Below are 16,751 nucleotides of genomic sequence, written 5' to 3'. Positions count from 1 at the left end.
GTTCTGCTCCTAAAACCACTTTGCTTGTTTTTGTGTGGCTTAAGTTTTGTTTTTTTGAGTCATTAATGACTTCGTCACTAATGCTATTATTGTTATTCTCTCGATGGCTCAAGCTTGTGATATCAGATCCTAAGCATTGAGCCGAGTCGCCTATTATTTGGCCGCCATTCGAATAGCACCGTCCAAGCGAATCACTTCGCCATTAAGCATACTGTTTTCAATAATGTGCTGAGCTAAACCAGCGTATTCATCTGGCTCACCTAAACGAGGAGGGAACGGCACGGCTTCCCCTAACGATTTCTGCACCTCTTCTGGTAGCACATCCATCATTGGCGTTTTAAACAAACCTGGGGCAATGGTCATCACACGAATGCCAAAGCGTGCTAACTCACGAGCGATTGGCAAGGTCATCGCACACACTCCGCCTTTCGACGCTGCATAGCCTGCTTGACCAATTTGTCCATCAAACGCGGCCACCGAGGCGGTGTTAATGATCACACCACGCTCTAGATTATCCGCCTGCTCATTATGTTGCATTTTATCCGCAACTAAGCGAATCATGTTGAAAGTACCAATGAGATTAACGGAAACCGCACGTTGGAAACTGGCCAACTTATGTGGACCTTCTCGTCCAACCACACGCTCTGCTCCCGGAATACCGGCGCAGTTCACCAAACCATCAATGGCACCAAATTCTGCAACAGCTTGATCAACCGTTTCTTGCACTGAGGCTTCATCAACAATATCTGTCATGCAAGCTTGTACTCGCTCGCCCAAATCCGCTTTCACACGAGCCAGACCCGTTTCATTCACATCTGCCAAGGTGACGCTCGCCCCCAAACCATGTAAACGACGCGCAACGGCTTCACCAATACCTGATGCTGATCCTGTGACAATAAAGTGTTTACCTTGAATTTGCATACTACAGCTCCTGAATCTTGTTTTTGTTCTGAGAAGAAATCACTTATTAGGATTTTTTGCGGTTTAGGAAAGCATCAATACGAGCCCTAACTTCTTCACTTGTTTGTGTGATTCCGCAAATTAGTGATTCAGCGTACAAACCTTCTTGCTCGGCCATGTTGCTAATTCGACTCAGGCCAGTGGTCATCGCCCAGTTAGAGTATTTCGAGTTTTTACCAATACCGGCCGCAATTTCAAATGCCTTTGCTAAGGCGGCACCTGTCGGCACCACATAATGGCCTAAACCAATACGGTGACCTTCTTCCGCATTCACATCTCGGCCTGTTAGCATCATTTCTGTCATTCGACTGGCACCAATCACATTGGAAACATTGACGGACGCGCCGCCACCAACAAAAATACCGTGCTTGCCTTCAGGCAAACGGTAAAAGGTGTTTTCTTCTGTGACACGAACATGAGCACAAATGGCCAACTCTAGACCACCGCCAATCACCGCGCCGTGCATTGCCGCCACAACAGGAATACCAGAATTGCGAATATGCCCAAACACTCGATGCCACATTTGCGAGTGCTTCACGACTTCAAATGGTTCACGCGCTTTGTGTTCACGAAGATCAAGACCAGAACAAAATTCCGGACCATTTCCAGACAAAACGATGACATTGACGTCATCAGTAAGATTTAAAAAGACATGTTCGATTTCAAGACATAGGTTGTCATTGATTGCATTTTTCTTTTCTGGACGATTCAGCTCTAAATGCCCAATGCCATTTTCGACAGAAAAGTTAATAAATTCGTAAGTCATCATTAGAAGCCTCTATTCTTATGTTTATGGGCTAAGCGCCAAGCTCAACACTAAAACGCATTATTAACGTCATTTATTCAATAATAGTTTAGCTACTAAACAAATGTCAAAACAAACTATTATGTTTTATAACTATATTTTTGGCGTAAAAAAAACCGCGGGCAAAGCCCACGGCCATAACACCATTCATTATCGGTCCGACACTTTAATGACCACTGCCATTCCAGTATCACCTGCTGCACAACCAGTGAAGAGACCATAGCCACCACCTGCGATAACCAACTCTTCAATCAGCTCAATGATCGCACGCATACCAGTTGGCCCTTGTGGGTGCCCCCAAATAAGAGAACAACCATAGTTATTCATTGCCATGACATCCAAATCCATTGCTTTGGCTAACGCCACATCGTTGACGGCAAACGGGTTGTGAGTCTTGATGGCATTAATGTCTTTAATATCAACGCCAGCCACAGCAAGCGCTCGCTTTGCGGCCTCAATCGGTGCAGCAGGCATGTAAGCAAGGTCATCTCTAGCTTGACCAAAGCCCAACACTTCAATTTTAATCTCAGGACGTGAAGTTAAGTTCGCCACATCTTCAGACCGACACAAAATCGCCGCCGCATTACCATCCGCAGGGTGCGTCTGATTCCCAAAGGTAATCACGCCGCCCTCTTGAATGGGCTTCAATTTTTGCAAACCTTCTGGCGTCGTTGGGAACACCCCTTCGTCACCATAAATCACCTTATCTTCTTTCTTAAAGTTCGCCGTAGGTACAGACAGAGGCAAGGTCATAAAGCGTTTTTGAAAAGCCTGGTCATCCGCCAAAGCAGCCTGATATTGTTCATAACGACGATACGTCACCGCATCCAATTCTTCACGGGTAATGTCAAAACGCTGCGCCACGTTTTCCCCAGTTTGCATCATAGAATGACCACCAACACAATCGTTCATCATGTTGTAAGTGACCTGATCTTCAGATGCACCCGCTGGCCCTTTGGCATTCGGATAATAGATGTGTGGTCCATTCGAACAGCGATCGGCGGTCATTAATAAAGACACATTGGCCATGCCACAGACAATTTCCGACGCCGCAGCAAATAAGCCCCTCGCGCCAGTTGCGCACACTTGGTTCACCGCATGACCCGCGGTATTCACGGCGCCAATATCGTATAACGGCCATGGCGCACCATTAAAAGATTGGTATTGATTAATGGTCATACCCAACACACCCGAGTCAAACACCCTTGGATCAATCGAGCGTTTGGCCAATTCTTGCTTCGCCACATGCGCGGCAAACTTCATCGAATGTAGATGCTGTAACGAACCCTGCCATTTAGTAAAAGGCGTGCTCCAATAAGCACCGTAAGGGATTTCAACATTGTTAATAGACATAGGGATTCCTCAAAAGCTTATTGTTATTGTTGAACAGACGACATCATGATGTCATGTAACCCGCCCCACGTTTCGGCAAAAATAGCCTCAGGCATGGTTTTCAGATCTTTGGCAATAATGGGACGGAAAGACATCGCTGCCAGTACGTCTTTTTCCAAATCCAGACCCGGTGCGATTTCCGTTAACACCATGCCTTCTTGACGTAATTCAAGGACACATCTTTCTGTAACAAATACCACAGGTTGACGGTTCGCACGTGCCACCGCACCACTAAAGGTAATATGATCTACCGCGTTGACAAACTTTTGCACCTTGCCTTCTTCCATCACGGAAACCTGACCATTTTCAAACGTTAACTTCGCACCATTCACTAAAGTGCCACAAAACACTACCTTCTTGGCACTTTGAGAGATATTAATAAAACCACCCGGTCCGACCACTTTTGGCCCAAATTTACTGACGTTCAAGTTGCCTGCTAAATCCGCCTGTGCCAACCCCAGAAAAGCAATATCCAAACCACCGCCATCATAGAAATCAAACTGAGCTTCATGTTCTATAATGGCATCCGCATTCCAAGCAGCCCCAAAATCTGCACCAGAAGCGGGAATACCACCGTAGGTACCAAGCTCCGTGGTTAACGTAAAGAGATGGGATACTTTTTCCTCTGCCGCAATCGCCGCCACACCATCTGGCATACCAATGCCCAGATTCACCATCACATTTGCTTCAAGCTCCATCGCCGCTCGACGTGCAATGACTTTTCGAGCACTAAAGGGCATTTCAGGTAACGCATTCAGAGGCACTCGTGAGTTGCCCGCCAAACCTGGATTATAAACACTGCCAATGGTTTGCTTGTGATCATCAGCCGGTGCCACGGTGACATAATCCACCAGCACACCTGGTACTTTGACTTCTTTTGGGTGGATAGAGTGACGTTCAGCAATGTATTTCACCTGTGCAATCACAATGCCGCCATTGTTTTTAGCCGCTTGCGCCATGGGGAGAATTTCCGCCAACATGGCTTCTTCTTCAACCGACAAATTGCCGTCTTCGTCTGCCGTCGTTGCCCGAATAATGACCACATCTAGCGGAAATTTCTTAAACAGCAGCCAGTCTTCATCTTCAATATTGATGCGCTTAACCAAATCCTCTTTGGTTTTAGCCGTTACTTTGCCGCCACTGACCAGAGGATCCACATAGGTTCCCATGCCAATTTTAGTAATGACACCAGGTTTATTGCCGGCAATCTGACGCCACATGGTCGTCAATACACCTTGTGGTAATAAATAAGCCTCTATTGCATCGTCGGTAATCATCTGAGCCATTTTGGGAGCTTGTCCGGTATGACCTGAAATAAGTCGCTTCACCAAATTAGGGTAGGCAAGATGAGACATTCCGGCATCCTTCCCATCACCGCAACCACAATCGTGAATAAGAGTAAGCTGCTGTGGATGGCCGGTATTCACAAAACGTTGCTCTACGGCTTTGGCAACCGCTTCCGCGAAATACGACATACCAACCGTAGACCAAGCCACTGACGCACCGTCTTGAATTAGTCCTGCTGCCTGATCCAGAGAAATCACCTTACTCATCTTGTAACCTCATATTATTGTTATGTTCTAAACGATGTAATAAATCAAAAACTTGTTGTACATCACAACAATTAATTTGGCAAACATTTTAATGTTTTTTTACACCTTCTTGCTTTTTTTGAATACACCAAGCAAAAAAGTCATACGCAATATGATTGAATTAGCAAAGGGTTATGGCCAAAATGATTTTAAGTCTCGGGAGCAACTAGGCACATGAGATCGTCAATATAAACCATTGACTATACTGACACTGGATAAGACAAAAATAATAAGGTGCAAATCATGAAAAATTTAAAACTCAAAGCACTGGCGTTGGTCGCCGGAACAGCCCTATCGACAGGGGTTCTTGCAGAAGCTGAATACACATTCAAACTTCACCATATGTTACCGCCAGTTTCGAATGCGCAAGTAAACTTTTTACAACCTTGGGCAGACAAAGTTGAGGCGGAATCTAACGGCCGCATTCACATTGACTTATACCCTGCAATGCAATTGGGCGGCAAGCCACCACAATTATTTGACCAAACCCGTAAAGGCATCGTCGATATGTCATGGACAGTCGGTGGCTACACACCAGGTCGCTTCCCAAAAGCCACCGCGTTTGAATTGCCTTTTATGCCTTTAAGCGCTCGCATTACCAGTATGGCCATGCAAGAGTATGCTGAAACAGAAATGCAAGACGAACTAAAAGACGTTCACTTGTTGACGCTTCATACCCACTTTCCTGGTTCTCTGCATTCACGTACCAAAGATATTAAGAAACTGGAAGACCTAGACGGTATGAAAGTTCGTGCGCCAAATAAGATGATGGCGGATGCACTCAACATACTTAACGCTAACACGGTATTCATGCCAGTACCCTCTATGCCAAGCGCGCTCTCTAAAGGGGTAATTGATGTAACGGCCCTACCATTCGAAGTGGTTAAACCAATGAAAATTCATGAGTTAGCGCCACATCATACTGAATTCAAAGGTGACCGTGGTTTCTACACTCAATTCTTCATTTTCTCAATGAACAAAAAGTCATACAACAAGTTACCAGACGACCTGAAAAAAGTGATCGACGATAACTCTGGCGTACCACTTGCTGGGTTTGTCGGAGATGTATTTGACGCTTATGAAATCGGTGCTCGTAAAGATGCCGTAGATAATGGCAATACCTTCAACCTAATTGAAGGTGCTGAATACGATCGCTGGAAAGAAACCTTGGTACCTGTGACCGAAAAATGGATTGAAGATATGAATGACGACGGCTACGATGCTAATCGTCTATTGGACAAAGCGAAAACTCTAATTAAGAAGTACGAGAACTTTTAAGTTCTCGTTAGTTGGGTGATTTAAACATGATGCAACTTACGGCGACAGCAAGACATCTCTTACTAGAACGTCTTGCTAACATATTCGCATTAACAGGTGGTTTCATGATGTTAATGCTGGCAATCGTTACGGTTGCCAGCATTATCGGTCGCAGCACGATAGGTCAGTCTATCGTCGGTGACTATGAGATTACGGAAATGGGATTAGGAATGGCCATTTTTCTTTTCCTCCCTAAATGCTATCAGCAACGAGGGCATGTGGTGGTTGACCTCTTTACCGCACATTGCCAACCAAGCACTTTACGTGTGTTAGCGATCATCAGCGACCTTGTGTTTACCGCTGTATCTTTTACCTTTGCTTATCGAATGACCCTAAGTGGTTTCGAAGCAAAAGAGTACCTTGAGCAATCCATGCTTTTAGCACTTCCCACATGGTGGACTTTCACTGTTGGCGTTATTTGCATGTTGCTTTGCGGAATTTGTGGTCTGAATAGACTGTACACCACACTTCGTGGAGGCAACCATGAGTAATATTGAGCTGGCCTTTTTAATGATGGCAGCCCTAATGGTGCTAATGAGCATCCGAATCCCCATCGCATTAGCCATGATGGTATGTGGCGGCGTTGGTTATATCATGATTGGCGGTATGCCCGCCTTACTAGACTATTTAGGCAGCGCACCTGTTTCTAAGTTTTCCAGCTATGATTTATCCGTTGTTCCGTTATTTTTATTAATGGGTGAACTGGCTACTCGCTCAGGCATTACCGCTGAGTTGTTCCGTACCTGTAATATTTGGATTGGTCGTCAACGAGGCGGCATCGCCATGGCCGCGATTGCAGGTTGTGCGGCGTTTGGGGCCATCTGTGGCTCCTCTCTTGCAACAGCTTCGACCATGGGGAAAGTAGCGCTACCTGAGATGAAGCGTCTAAAATACTCTGGCAGCCTAGCCGCTGGCGCCCTTGCTGCGGGCGGGACGTTAGGGATTTTAATTCCCCCTTCTATGGTGCTGATTATCTTTGCGGTATTAACCGAGCAAAACATCTCCAAGATGTTTATCGCTGCCTTTGTTCCTGGGTTCTTGGCAGCCGGTGGATATATTTTGGCCATCGCCATCTATGTACGCATCTTTCCGGAGTCTGGCCCGCGTGGCGAAAAAACAACCTTTGCACAAAAACTGAAATCCACGAAAGACGTTTGGCACATAACCATTATCTTTCTCATCGTATTAGGTGGTATTTATCTGGGCTTCTTTACACCAACAGAAGCCGCTTCCGTTGGTGTAATTCTAACCGCTATCTTAGCGTTCACTCATGGTAAAATGCGCTTGGACGGTTTGTTAGTATGTTTAATGAAGACGGCGGTTTCCTCTGCGATGATTTTCTTCATCGTGTTAGGTGCTGACTTATTCAGTGTTTTCATCGCCCTCTCAAGGCTACCAGACGTAGGGGTAGAGCTGATTACCAATTCAGGTTTATCGCCTTACACTATTTTGACTCTGATGCTACTAACGTATTTGGTCATGGGGTGTTTCCTAGACAGCTTGGCGATGATCTTGCTAACCATCCCAATTTACTTCCCGATCATAGTCGCCATGGATTTTGGTATCCCCGTAGCGGACGCTGGCATTTGGTTTGGCATCTTAGCTCTGATTGTAGTGGAAGTGGGTCTGATCACCCCTCCCGTCGGGATGAATGTCTTTATCATTAAATCATTCGATGACAGCCTAAAACTAAAAGAGTGTTTCAAAGGCGTTGTTCCTTTCCTTATTTCTGACTTTGTCAGGGTCGCACTTTTAGTTCTTTTCCCAGGCATTACGCTCGGCTTGGTGCATTTGATTAGCTAAGCTGTTTTTACGAGACGATGTCTTTAAAAGCCGACCACAGTGTCGGCTTTGTTTTATCCGAGTTTTATTCCAACAGGCTATCAAAAAACATAAACAGTTTAGTGTTACAACAATAGGTCTTTATATTACAATTGTCTGAATCTAATGAATATAAAGAGAATTGAATGTCTGACGAAGCAAAACAAACCGATAGCTGTGTTGATTTTGGCATACTCAATAGCTTACTTGGCTACCGACTACGCCGTGCTCAAATGAATTTTTTCAGCAAATTTTCAGAAGTATGTTCAGATTTGGGCATTAGCCCTGGACTCTTTGCCGTTATTGCCATCGTCGACCGTAACCCAGGCTTAACTCAAACGGCCGTAGCTCAAGCCTTAGGGAATGATCGATCCGCCATGGTCGCGGCCGTCGATAAACTAGAGCAAATGGACATTATTGAGCGCCGCGCCGCTAAAAATGACCGTCGTTCTTACGCCTTGTTTATGACCAAATCTGGCGAACAGTTCTTTAGCACCCTGAGTAATCGAGTCATGGAGCATGAAAAAGCCATGGCTCAACGTTTGAAAAGCGATAAAGAAGTGGATTGGTTACTGGACGCGTTAGACTTATTAGCGAAAGACTAATTTCCAAAAAAAGAGTGCGGGTCATAAACCAGCACTCTTACTCAATGACACGAATAATCGCCCGTTAATCTGTCGTAAACTGATTAGCAAATTGACCGACAGCATCCACGACTCGCTGAGCCTCTTCTTGAATTTCAGTGATGACATCCCCAGCCTCGTTTGACAGTGACAAGCCTTGCTCGGCTTGCTCTTTTCCTTTATTGATTAAGGCAACCGCTTTCTCGGCTAATAATTGATTCTTTTCCACCACCCCAACAATTTCTTCAGTGGCTTCACTGGTACGAGACGCTAATTGTCTTACTTCATCCGCTACCACGGCAAAACCTCGCCCTTGTTCACCCGCCCGAGCGGCTTCAATGGCCGCGTTTAGGGCCAATAAGTTTGTTTGGTCAGCAATGCCTCGAATACTTTGAATGATTGATCCCACTAATTGAGACTGTTGATCCAACTCAGAAATGCCATCCGCGGCTTCCGCCATTTGATCAGAAAGGCCATGCATCACGTCGACAGTGTCTTTCACAACTCGGCTGCCTTTTTTAGCACTCACATCCGTTTGTTTGGAGGTCGAAAAGGCGATATCCGCGGCTTCTGACACCGCCATTTCTCGATTCACCATATCGGTAATAATAGAAGCAAATTTCACTACCTTATAAAACTTACCATGCACATCTGAAATGGGATTATAAGAAGCCTCTAGCCAAACCACATTACCGCGACTGTCTACTCGTTTAAATCGGCCTGTTGAGAACTGCCCTTGTCCCAGACGCTCCCAAAATTTAACGTATTCTTCCGAGTTTGATTCCTCTGTTTCACAAAACATACGGTGATGCTGGCCTTTAATTTGCTCCAAAGAATAGCCCATCCCCTCCAGAAATAAGTTGTTTGCGGTCAAAATATGTCCAGACAAATCAAATTCAATCACGGCGGTAGAACGCTGTAGTGCCGCAATAATATTTTCATCCTCACGAGATTTTGTAATGGTTCGAGTCAGATCATTACAATGAATCGAAAAAGCTTTCACCTTACCGTTGGCATCAAGAACCGGTTGGAAAATCCCTCGTAACCAAGCCTCTTTGCCATTCTCACGCATCAATTCAATTGCCCCAGCCCAATGACTAACCATTTTCATAGCATCGTGCAGAGCGTTAAAATGTGGTGTGCCTTTAGCGTGTTGGGGCGTCAAATCGGACAAAGTTTTACCAACAAAATACGCTTCAGAACTCTCTAATTCTGCCGTCAGCTTATTATTCACATTAACAATGACGCCATCTGGGCTTAAATTCATCACTAGCATTTCTTTATCTAGGCTGTCCCTTACCTGATTAAGTGAATAAAGCTTTTCCTTAAGCACTTTTATATCGTTTTTCAAACTAGCGTTAAACATTCCTATTCTCCTGATTCCAATAATTATCGTTCAACCTAATCAGCTAGAAGCAACCTACTAAGCTATTGAGCTTAGACAATAAATTAATAATCTGCGAATTCTTCTACTCTGCCGCTGATGTCAACTAATTCACTTTGCATCATTTCCCTAATATCCAACTGACTCAAACCTTGCACACACATTGAAACAATATGAGGATCTGAAGCGGCTTTTAATTCCGTCTCATATTTTCCAACAGCCGCTGAAAGCATCACTAGCCCCATGGTTAATGCTGAGCCTTTTAGACTGTGCAAAGCTTCTATTAATTGCCCTACATTGTCCTTTTCAATGGCGAGTTCAATCTGCGAAATTAAAGTGTTTGCTTCGGTTTCAAAGCCACTCACCAAGCTTTGGTATAGTTCAACACTGCCACCAAAGCGATCTAAAATATCTTCTATTTTTTCCGCCTCAACTGTGCCTTTTGTATCCAGAGATTCTTCAATCATTGCTATCTTCTCTGCTTCAGCCACATTCATTTCAGAAGGGTCAACCGAGGTATTTGAAAGCGGTGCTTGCTGTTCATTCGCAGCGGAAATAAGTATGGCTTTTTCTGGGATGAGCTGCAGAATACAGGCGATGATTTGCTCAATGTCTAAAGGCTTACCCAAGTGATCATTCATGCCAGCATCAAGACAAGCTTGACGGTCCGCTATCGACACATTTGCTGTCATCGCGACAATCGGTAAGTCGACAAAACGTTGATCCATACGAATTTCTCGAGTGGCCTCTAAACCGTCCACATCCGGCATTTGCATGTCCATTAAGACTAAATCAAACATAGGGGTCTTTTGATTGAGTACCATTGAGACCCCTTCTTTTCCACCCCTTGCCACCACTACATTTGCACCTTCAATAGCCAACAACTCACTGGCCACCTGACGGTTAAATTCATTATCTTCCACCAACAGCAAGTTAATACCATGAAGCGACTTATGCTCTTCCTGATCGATTGCCGACACATCCTCAACGATTGGCTCTACTGCCAACACTTGATAAACGGATTCAGATAAACGACTCAAGGTAACGGGCTTAAATAACTTAACCAAATTGGGTAAGGCATTCTCGTGAGCATTATCGCTACTCGTGTTGAGCAATAGAATGCTCTTAGGAAGACGGATCTCACTTGGAAGCGACTGATAAAGTAAATCAAGACTGGGCTGCCCATGAAAATCAGACAGTTTCACATCAATCAGCAACACATCAAAAGGCTTGTTATCAGAATGTGCCTGTTCTAATAAATGACTGATCAAACCAAAATCATCAGTGGTTTCAGTTTGCCAACCAAGATTCTGCGCCATTCGAGTTAAGATAATTTGAGAGGCTAAATGGCTTTCCGCAATCAACACCTTGATGTCTTTTTGATTCATCGACTGTCGATGAATGGATTTAGTCGAGGGAAGGTCGGCAATAGGCAGATCAATACTGAAATAGAAACAACTACCCTCGCCAAATTGGCTATCAACGTTTAACTGCCCCCCCATCAATTCAACGAAACGTCGACAGATTACCAAACCCAACCCGGTACCACCAAAGCGTCTGGTGGTTGAAGACTCGGCTTGAGAAAAAACGTCAAAGATGGAATCTATGTTTTCTTTTGAAATGCCAATACCTGTGTCTTTCACCGCTATTGCCAACTTAGCAATGCCTTGCTGTTGATGTAAGCATCTGATTTCAAGGGTGATACAACCTTTTAAGGTAAACTTAATAGCATTGCTTAATAAGTTAATAAGAATTTGTAAAAGACGTAATTTATCTCCGATGAAATGACTAGGAAGGTCTGGATCAACATCAAAAATTAACTCTACGTGATCACGAATTGGGCTGCCGGACAATACGGTCGACAATTCACATAACAAAGCTTCGACATCAAACGCCGCTTGCTCCAGCTCTAACTTACCCGCGTCGACCTTAGAAAAGTCCAAAACATCATTTATCAGACCTAATAAGGACTGGGCCGAAATTTGCGCTTTGGAAATATAGTCATCCTGCTGATCTGACAAAGCGGTTCGTTTTACCAACTGCAACATGCCTAAAATAGCGTTCATTGGCGTACGAATTTCATGGCTCATGTTGGCTAAGAAGGTCGACTTAGCCGCACTGGCCGCATCGGCTTCATCTTTAGCATGTCGCAACCAGGTTTCAAGCTCTCGCTCTGTGGTAATGTCTTGATTCACCCCAGTCAATCGCAAGGCATTACCTTGCGAATTTTTTTCTATATAGGCCCCAGCTTGGATATATCGCACACGGCCATCTGGTAAAATAATCCGGAATACATCACTGTACAACTTGCTGTCTCGAACAGATTGTTGAAAGTGATTCAGTGTTTTCTCTTTATCCTCAGGATGCAATCTAGCTTGCCAGTCGAATAAGGTCACACCGTCTTCATTAATGTTCTTAGGGTAGTGATAAATGTCATACATCATATCGCTCCACTCTAAGACATCCTGTTCAAGGTCCCAGCTCCAAACCCCTAATTGAGCAACTTCCGCGGCAATGAGCAGCTGATCTCGAGCCGCGACTAAGGCTTGCTGATTCTTCTTCTGTTCTGAAATGTCCATGGCCATGCCAAGATAGCCAATAATGTCACCTCGAGCATTTTTCATCGGTGTTATCACCAAAGACACAGGGTGTCGTGAGCCACTCTTATGCACAAAAGTCCATTCTTGACTGTCATAACCCTGTAGTTTGGCCTTGTATATCAGTACCTCCAGCGGATCCGATACATAGGTTCCGTACTCTTCAAAAATGGCAGCACGATGCTCATCAATTTCCGGTGTGGTATAAAACACCACTGGGGTTCTTTTACCTAAGACCTCATCAGCTTGATAGCCCAGCATGCGCTCAGAACCCTTATTGAACAGGGTAATCAACCCCTTATCATCCGTAGCAATGATGGAAATTTCAGAGGAAGCTTGCAGTACGTCATTGAGCAGTAAATTTAAATCTTCTAACTCCGCAGTGCGGGCTTTTACTTGATCTTCTAAGCTGATGTTAAGCTCGCGAATTTTTGCTTCCGACTTTTTACGTTCGGAAATATCACGCACACTTTGCGACACCCCAATAATGTATTCGTTGGCATCAAAGATAGGTGAAATAGTGAGGGAAACTGGTACTTGAGCACCGGACTTAGTTCGAATTCGAGTTTCAATAGACAAGGCTTGTTTTTGCTGGCGAACCCGTTGAAACATTTTCTTATCATCATTTTGCAGCTCGCTAGGCACTAAGGTCTGCAACGCCGAAAGACCAATCACTTCACGTTTTTTATAGCCATAGATTTGCTCAGCACCTCGGTTCCAGCTTGTGATGATGCCATCAAGATTCAAACTAATAATGCCATCAGCCGAACTTTCGACCACCGCCGTAATCCGCGATTGATGGGCAATCACCTCTTGCCGACGAGCTATATTGACCCGCACGACAGCAACTAAAATGGCGGCTAACCCGCTAATGGCAATACCAAAAAAGAGAAAGACATAGGGATCAGAAAGTCGTAACTGGTGAATAAAAGCGTCGGTTACACTCAAGCGGTTTTGCCATTTACGGCCATAAATGTCCATTTCAGCAACATGCATTTGCCCGATTGAGCCTTCTTTATCATTAGAATAAAAACCAACTTGATCATCTAAATCCGTAATGTCGTAGAGCTCGAAATGAATCTTACTCTGATCGATGTCCAACTCCATCAGCACATCCTCCATAATCAGAGGGGCATAACTCCAGCCAAAACCCTCACGGTAGCGTGATTGCATGTCTTTCGGAATCTTACCATTACGATAAATTGGCATCAGGATGAGCGCAGACTGCAATGTCTTACCAGAAGCCTGTACTAGCGTAATGGGTCCTGTTAAGCGCACTTCACCATCATTGATAGCGGACAAAGCGGCTTCCCTGCGATTGACTTCAGAGGCAATATCCAAACCAATTGCTTGCTGGTTTCGTCCAATCGGTTCAACAAACTCAATGATATAGCGTTCACTGAAATTCGAGGATAATTCCTTAACCTTAAAATTCGGCCAGCTTGATGCCTGAATATGAGACAAATACTCTGGCATCGACTCTTGTGGTACTCGACGAATAAAGCCAAAACCATTGGCTCCCGGAAACTCTTCATCAATATCACGGGTAATACTGTATTGATAAAAGTCATCACGCATGATGGTTTTTTCGCCTGCCGTTAGCACCACCCCACGAACACTTCTTAAACCATATTGATAAAGCTGAATTCGAGTCATGACTTGCTGCAACACTTCCTCAGATGCCTGTTCAGCCGACTGATAGATAATCTCTTGATTGGAAGTATGGACACGATAAGTGACATAAATGGATAGGAAGCAACCGAGCACTAAGGTTAATATAACCCAGCGATTGACAAAATTATTTGAAGAGGTCCAATACACTTTCGCCTCCAGGCAAAACTCCCCTTGCGCATGACGAAAGCTAGATCACTAGGTAGGGGCATCCGTTGTTAATGTGAATCAATATAGTTAGTTTAGTCGAAACACATCCCCCTCTTCACCCTGTTGGATGATATATAAATAAAAAATTACAATTCCTTACCAGATACAAATTAACTATTAAGTTTTGTAAACAGAAATCTGTATTAACCAGAAGCCGCACCTTCCTTAAAAATCTCATAAAAATATTTTATAAAACCTTGCTGCATATCAAAAAAAGCCCAAGCAGATTACTTTCTTAGAAAGATATACGCTATAACCTTTGTTACCTTCATACATTAATAGGACATTTGTTATGAAAATCGCGGTTTTCTCTTGCAAGCCTTACGATAAAAGAACGCTGAACCATTACATCTCAGGAACAGATTTTGAAATGACGTTTTTCGAAAGTCGTTTGAGTCAAGAAACCATCAGCTTAGTACAGGGATTTGACGCGGTTTCTTGCTTTGTTAACGATGATGTGAACAGCGAGGTGATTTGCCAATTAAAGCAACAAGGTGTCAATACCATTGCATTACGCTGCGCAGGCTTTAACAACGTAGATTTAGACACAGCGAAACAACAAGGTATGAAGGTATTTCATGTTCCAGACTACAGTCCAACGTCTGTCGCTGAACATGCTGTCGCCCTGATTATGACGCTAAACCGCAAGACACATCGTGCCTATCACAGGGTCAAAGAAGGCAATTTTGCTTTAGAAGGTTTATTGGGCTTTAACCTGCAGGGAAAAACGGTTGGCTGCATCGGCACTGGTCGTATTGGTGCCGCCTTTTGTCATATCATGAAGGGCTTCGGCTGTGAGGTATTATGCTACGACTTATCCCCATCACAAGAACTCATTGATCAAGGTTGTCAGTACCAACCACTGGATGACATCTATCAAAAAAGCGACATTATCAGCTTACATTGCCCGTTAAACACCGCCACGCATCACCTGATTAATAAACAGAGCCTACAAAAAATGAAAGACGGCGTGATGATCATCAACACCAGTCGCGGCGCCTTGGTCCATGCTCAAGAAGCCATCGATGCGCTGTACAGTGGAAAAATAGGCTATCTAGGATTAGACGTATACGAGCAAGAAAACAAAATTTTCTTTGAAGACATGTCCTCACATATTATTCAAGATAGCGTATTCCAACTCATGCTGACCTTTCCTAATGTGGTGGTTACCGGTCATCAAGGTTACTTTACAGACGAAGCCTTGAACCATATTGCCGCCACCACAGTAGCGAATTTACAACTCAGCCAAACACCTAACCCACAACAGAGACGATTGGCTTAGACCTTGTGGCTAGCGGGCTTTATTCATGAAGCAAGATTAGGGATAGTAATTTTAGGGTACGACCTTTAAAATTATGATAACGCCTAAAAGACCGTGTAGAGACCGCGAAAGAATGTCAAAAATTGATGAAAAACGATTGTTACTCAAAATCGCCACACTGTATTATCAAGATGGCTTAAAACAAGCCGATATTGCAAAAACACTCCGGCTTTCACAGTCTCAAGTCTCTCGGTCTATTACTCGATGCCTTAAAGAAGGCATTGTCAAAATCAGCGTGGTTCAGCCGCCTTCGGTGTTCATTGGATTAGAAACCAAAATCCAGCAACGTTTTGGGGTATCGAATGTCATCGTTGTTGATATTCAAGATAACCCTTCCGATGCACAAATTAAACGCGCCATTGGCTCTTCTGCGGCTCACTATTTGGATACCTCACTCAGAGACGGTGATCTTATTGGTATATCCTCTTGGAGCGACACCATTCGTTCCATGGTGGATCACTTACACACAACAAAAATCAAAGCCAAAGGGGTCATTCAAGTCCTCGGTGGTGTGGGTCATAACGGTAATATCCAGGCGACCATACTGACACAAACCATGGCCGATATTCTCTCCTGTGATGCCTTTATGTTACCGGCACAAAGTATAGAACACTCACTCAAAGACAAGCTAAAAATGCTCGACACGGCTGAGGTGTCTGACGTAGTGGAGATGTTCAATAAGGTCAATCTTGCCATTGTCGGGATTGGTATGCTGGAACCATCAAACCTGTTACGAAACTCTGGCAATTACTACGACAAAAAACGTTTAAAAGAACTTGCCGATAAAGGTGCCGTCGGTGACATCTGTTTGCATTATTACGATGAAAACGGCCGTCCTGTGATCAAGCCAGAAGACGACCCGGTAATCGGCATGTCACTTGAGCAACTTGAAACCTGCGAATTGGTTGTTGCCCTTGCGGGCGGTTTGGACAAGGTAGACGCCATCAAAGGGGCTTTATCAGGCAACTACATTGATGTCTTAATCACAGATAGAGTCACAGCAGAAGCCATTTTAAACACACACTAAAAAGTGAGAGAAATGGCTAAATTTATTCTAG

The 16,751-nt window shown here is 44.2% G+C and carries 12 protein-coding genes; 6 read left to right on the top strand and 6 right to left on the bottom strand.

Annotated elements, in window-relative coordinates:
• Positions 1–153: 153 nt before the first annotated feature.
• The 4 genes from MAR181_RS05315 to MAR181_RS05300 all read right to left on the bottom strand — a co-directional run bounded on the left by MAR181_RS05315 (position 154) and on the right by MAR181_RS05300 (position 4,710).
• On the bottom strand, positions 154–921 hold the full coding sequence (locus MAR181_RS05315) for an SDR family NAD(P)-dependent oxidoreductase (RefSeq protein WP_013795568.1): 768 nt from the start codon (positions 919–921) through the stop codon (positions 154–156).
• Positions 922–967: 46 nt separating this feature from the next.
• Positions 968–1,729, bottom strand: a complete 762-nt coding sequence (locus tag MAR181_RS05310; protein WP_013795567.1) for a crotonase/enoyl-CoA hydratase family protein — start codon at positions 1,727–1,729, stop codon at positions 968–970.
• Positions 1,730–1,915: 186 nt separating this feature from the next.
• On the bottom strand, positions 1,916–3,118 hold the full coding sequence (locus tag MAR181_RS05305; RefSeq protein ID WP_013795566.1) for a thiolase family protein: 1,203 nt from the start codon (positions 3,116–3,118) through the stop codon (positions 1,916–1,918).
• Positions 3,119–3,141: 23 nt separating this feature from the next.
• Positions 3,142–4,710, bottom strand: coding sequence for an acyl CoA:acetate/3-ketoacid CoA transferase (locus tag MAR181_RS05300; RefSeq protein ID WP_013795565.1), 1,569 nt, complete (start codon positions 4,708–4,710; stop codon positions 3,142–3,144).
• 282 nt (positions 4,711–4,992) lie between these two features.
• Between MAR181_RS05300 and MAR181_RS05295 the strand changes: the two genes are divergently transcribed.
• From MAR181_RS05295 to MAR181_RS05280, 4 genes are all read left to right on the top strand, one after another.
• Positions 4,993–6,027 (top strand): TRAP transporter substrate-binding protein, encoded by a 1,035-nt coding sequence (locus MAR181_RS05295; RefSeq protein WP_013795564.1) that lies wholly within the window; start codon positions 4,993–4,995, stop codon positions 6,025–6,027.
• 26 nt (positions 6,028–6,053) lie between these two features.
• Complete coding sequence (locus MAR181_RS05290; protein WP_144011211.1) at positions 6,054–6,557, top strand: TRAP transporter small permease; 504 nt, start codon at positions 6,054–6,056, stop codon at positions 6,555–6,557.
• Positions 6,550–7,869, top strand: coding sequence for a TRAP transporter large permease (locus tag MAR181_RS05285; protein ID WP_013795562.1), 1,320 nt, complete (start codon positions 6,550–6,552; stop codon positions 7,867–7,869). The genes MAR181_RS05290 and MAR181_RS05285 overlap by 8 nt, the downstream gene beginning before the upstream one ends.
• A gap of 164 nt (positions 7,870–8,033) precedes the next feature.
• Complete coding sequence (locus MAR181_RS05280) at positions 8,034–8,492, top strand: MarR family winged helix-turn-helix transcriptional regulator (RefSeq protein ID WP_013795561.1); 459 nt, start codon at positions 8,034–8,036, stop codon at positions 8,490–8,492.
• A 64-nt stretch (positions 8,493–8,556) separates the two neighbouring features.
• Here the strand turns inward: MAR181_RS05280 and MAR181_RS05275 are convergent, their stop codons facing one another.
• Both MAR181_RS05275 and MAR181_RS05270 read right to left on the bottom strand, forming a co-directional pair.
• Positions 8,557–9,876, bottom strand: a complete 1,320-nt coding sequence (locus MAR181_RS05275; protein WP_013795560.1) for a methyl-accepting chemotaxis protein — start codon at positions 9,874–9,876, stop codon at positions 8,557–8,559.
• Between the two features lie 83 nt (positions 9,877–9,959).
• Entirely contained in the window at positions 9,960–14,312 is a 4,353-nt protein-coding gene (locus tag MAR181_RS05270; RefSeq protein WP_013795559.1) for a PAS domain-containing hybrid sensor histidine kinase/response regulator, read from the bottom strand.
• A 352-nt stretch (positions 14,313–14,664) separates the two neighbouring features.
• Here MAR181_RS05270 and MAR181_RS05265 point away from each other — a divergent pair, with 352 nt between their 5' ends.
• Together MAR181_RS05265 and MAR181_RS05260 are read left to right on the top strand one after the other, a co-directional pair.
• Positions 14,665–15,654, top strand: coding sequence for a 2-hydroxyacid dehydrogenase (locus MAR181_RS05265; RefSeq protein WP_013795558.1), 990 nt, complete (start codon positions 14,665–14,667; stop codon positions 15,652–15,654).
• A gap of 112 nt (positions 15,655–15,766) precedes the next feature.
• Positions 15,767–16,720: a sugar-binding transcriptional regulator gene (locus MAR181_RS05260; protein WP_013795557.1), complete on the top strand. Its 954-nt coding sequence runs from the start codon at positions 15,767–15,769 to the stop codon at positions 16,718–16,720.
• Positions 16,721–16,751: the final 31 nt, after the last annotated feature.

The organism is Marinomonas posidonica IVIA-Po-181, assembly GCF_000214215.1.
GTDB lineage: Bacteria > Pseudomonadota > Gammaproteobacteria > Pseudomonadales > Marinomonadaceae > Marinomonas > Marinomonas posidonica.
Note: the sequence above shows the minus strand (reverse complement) of the source record. Positions and strands in the feature narration are given on the sequence as shown.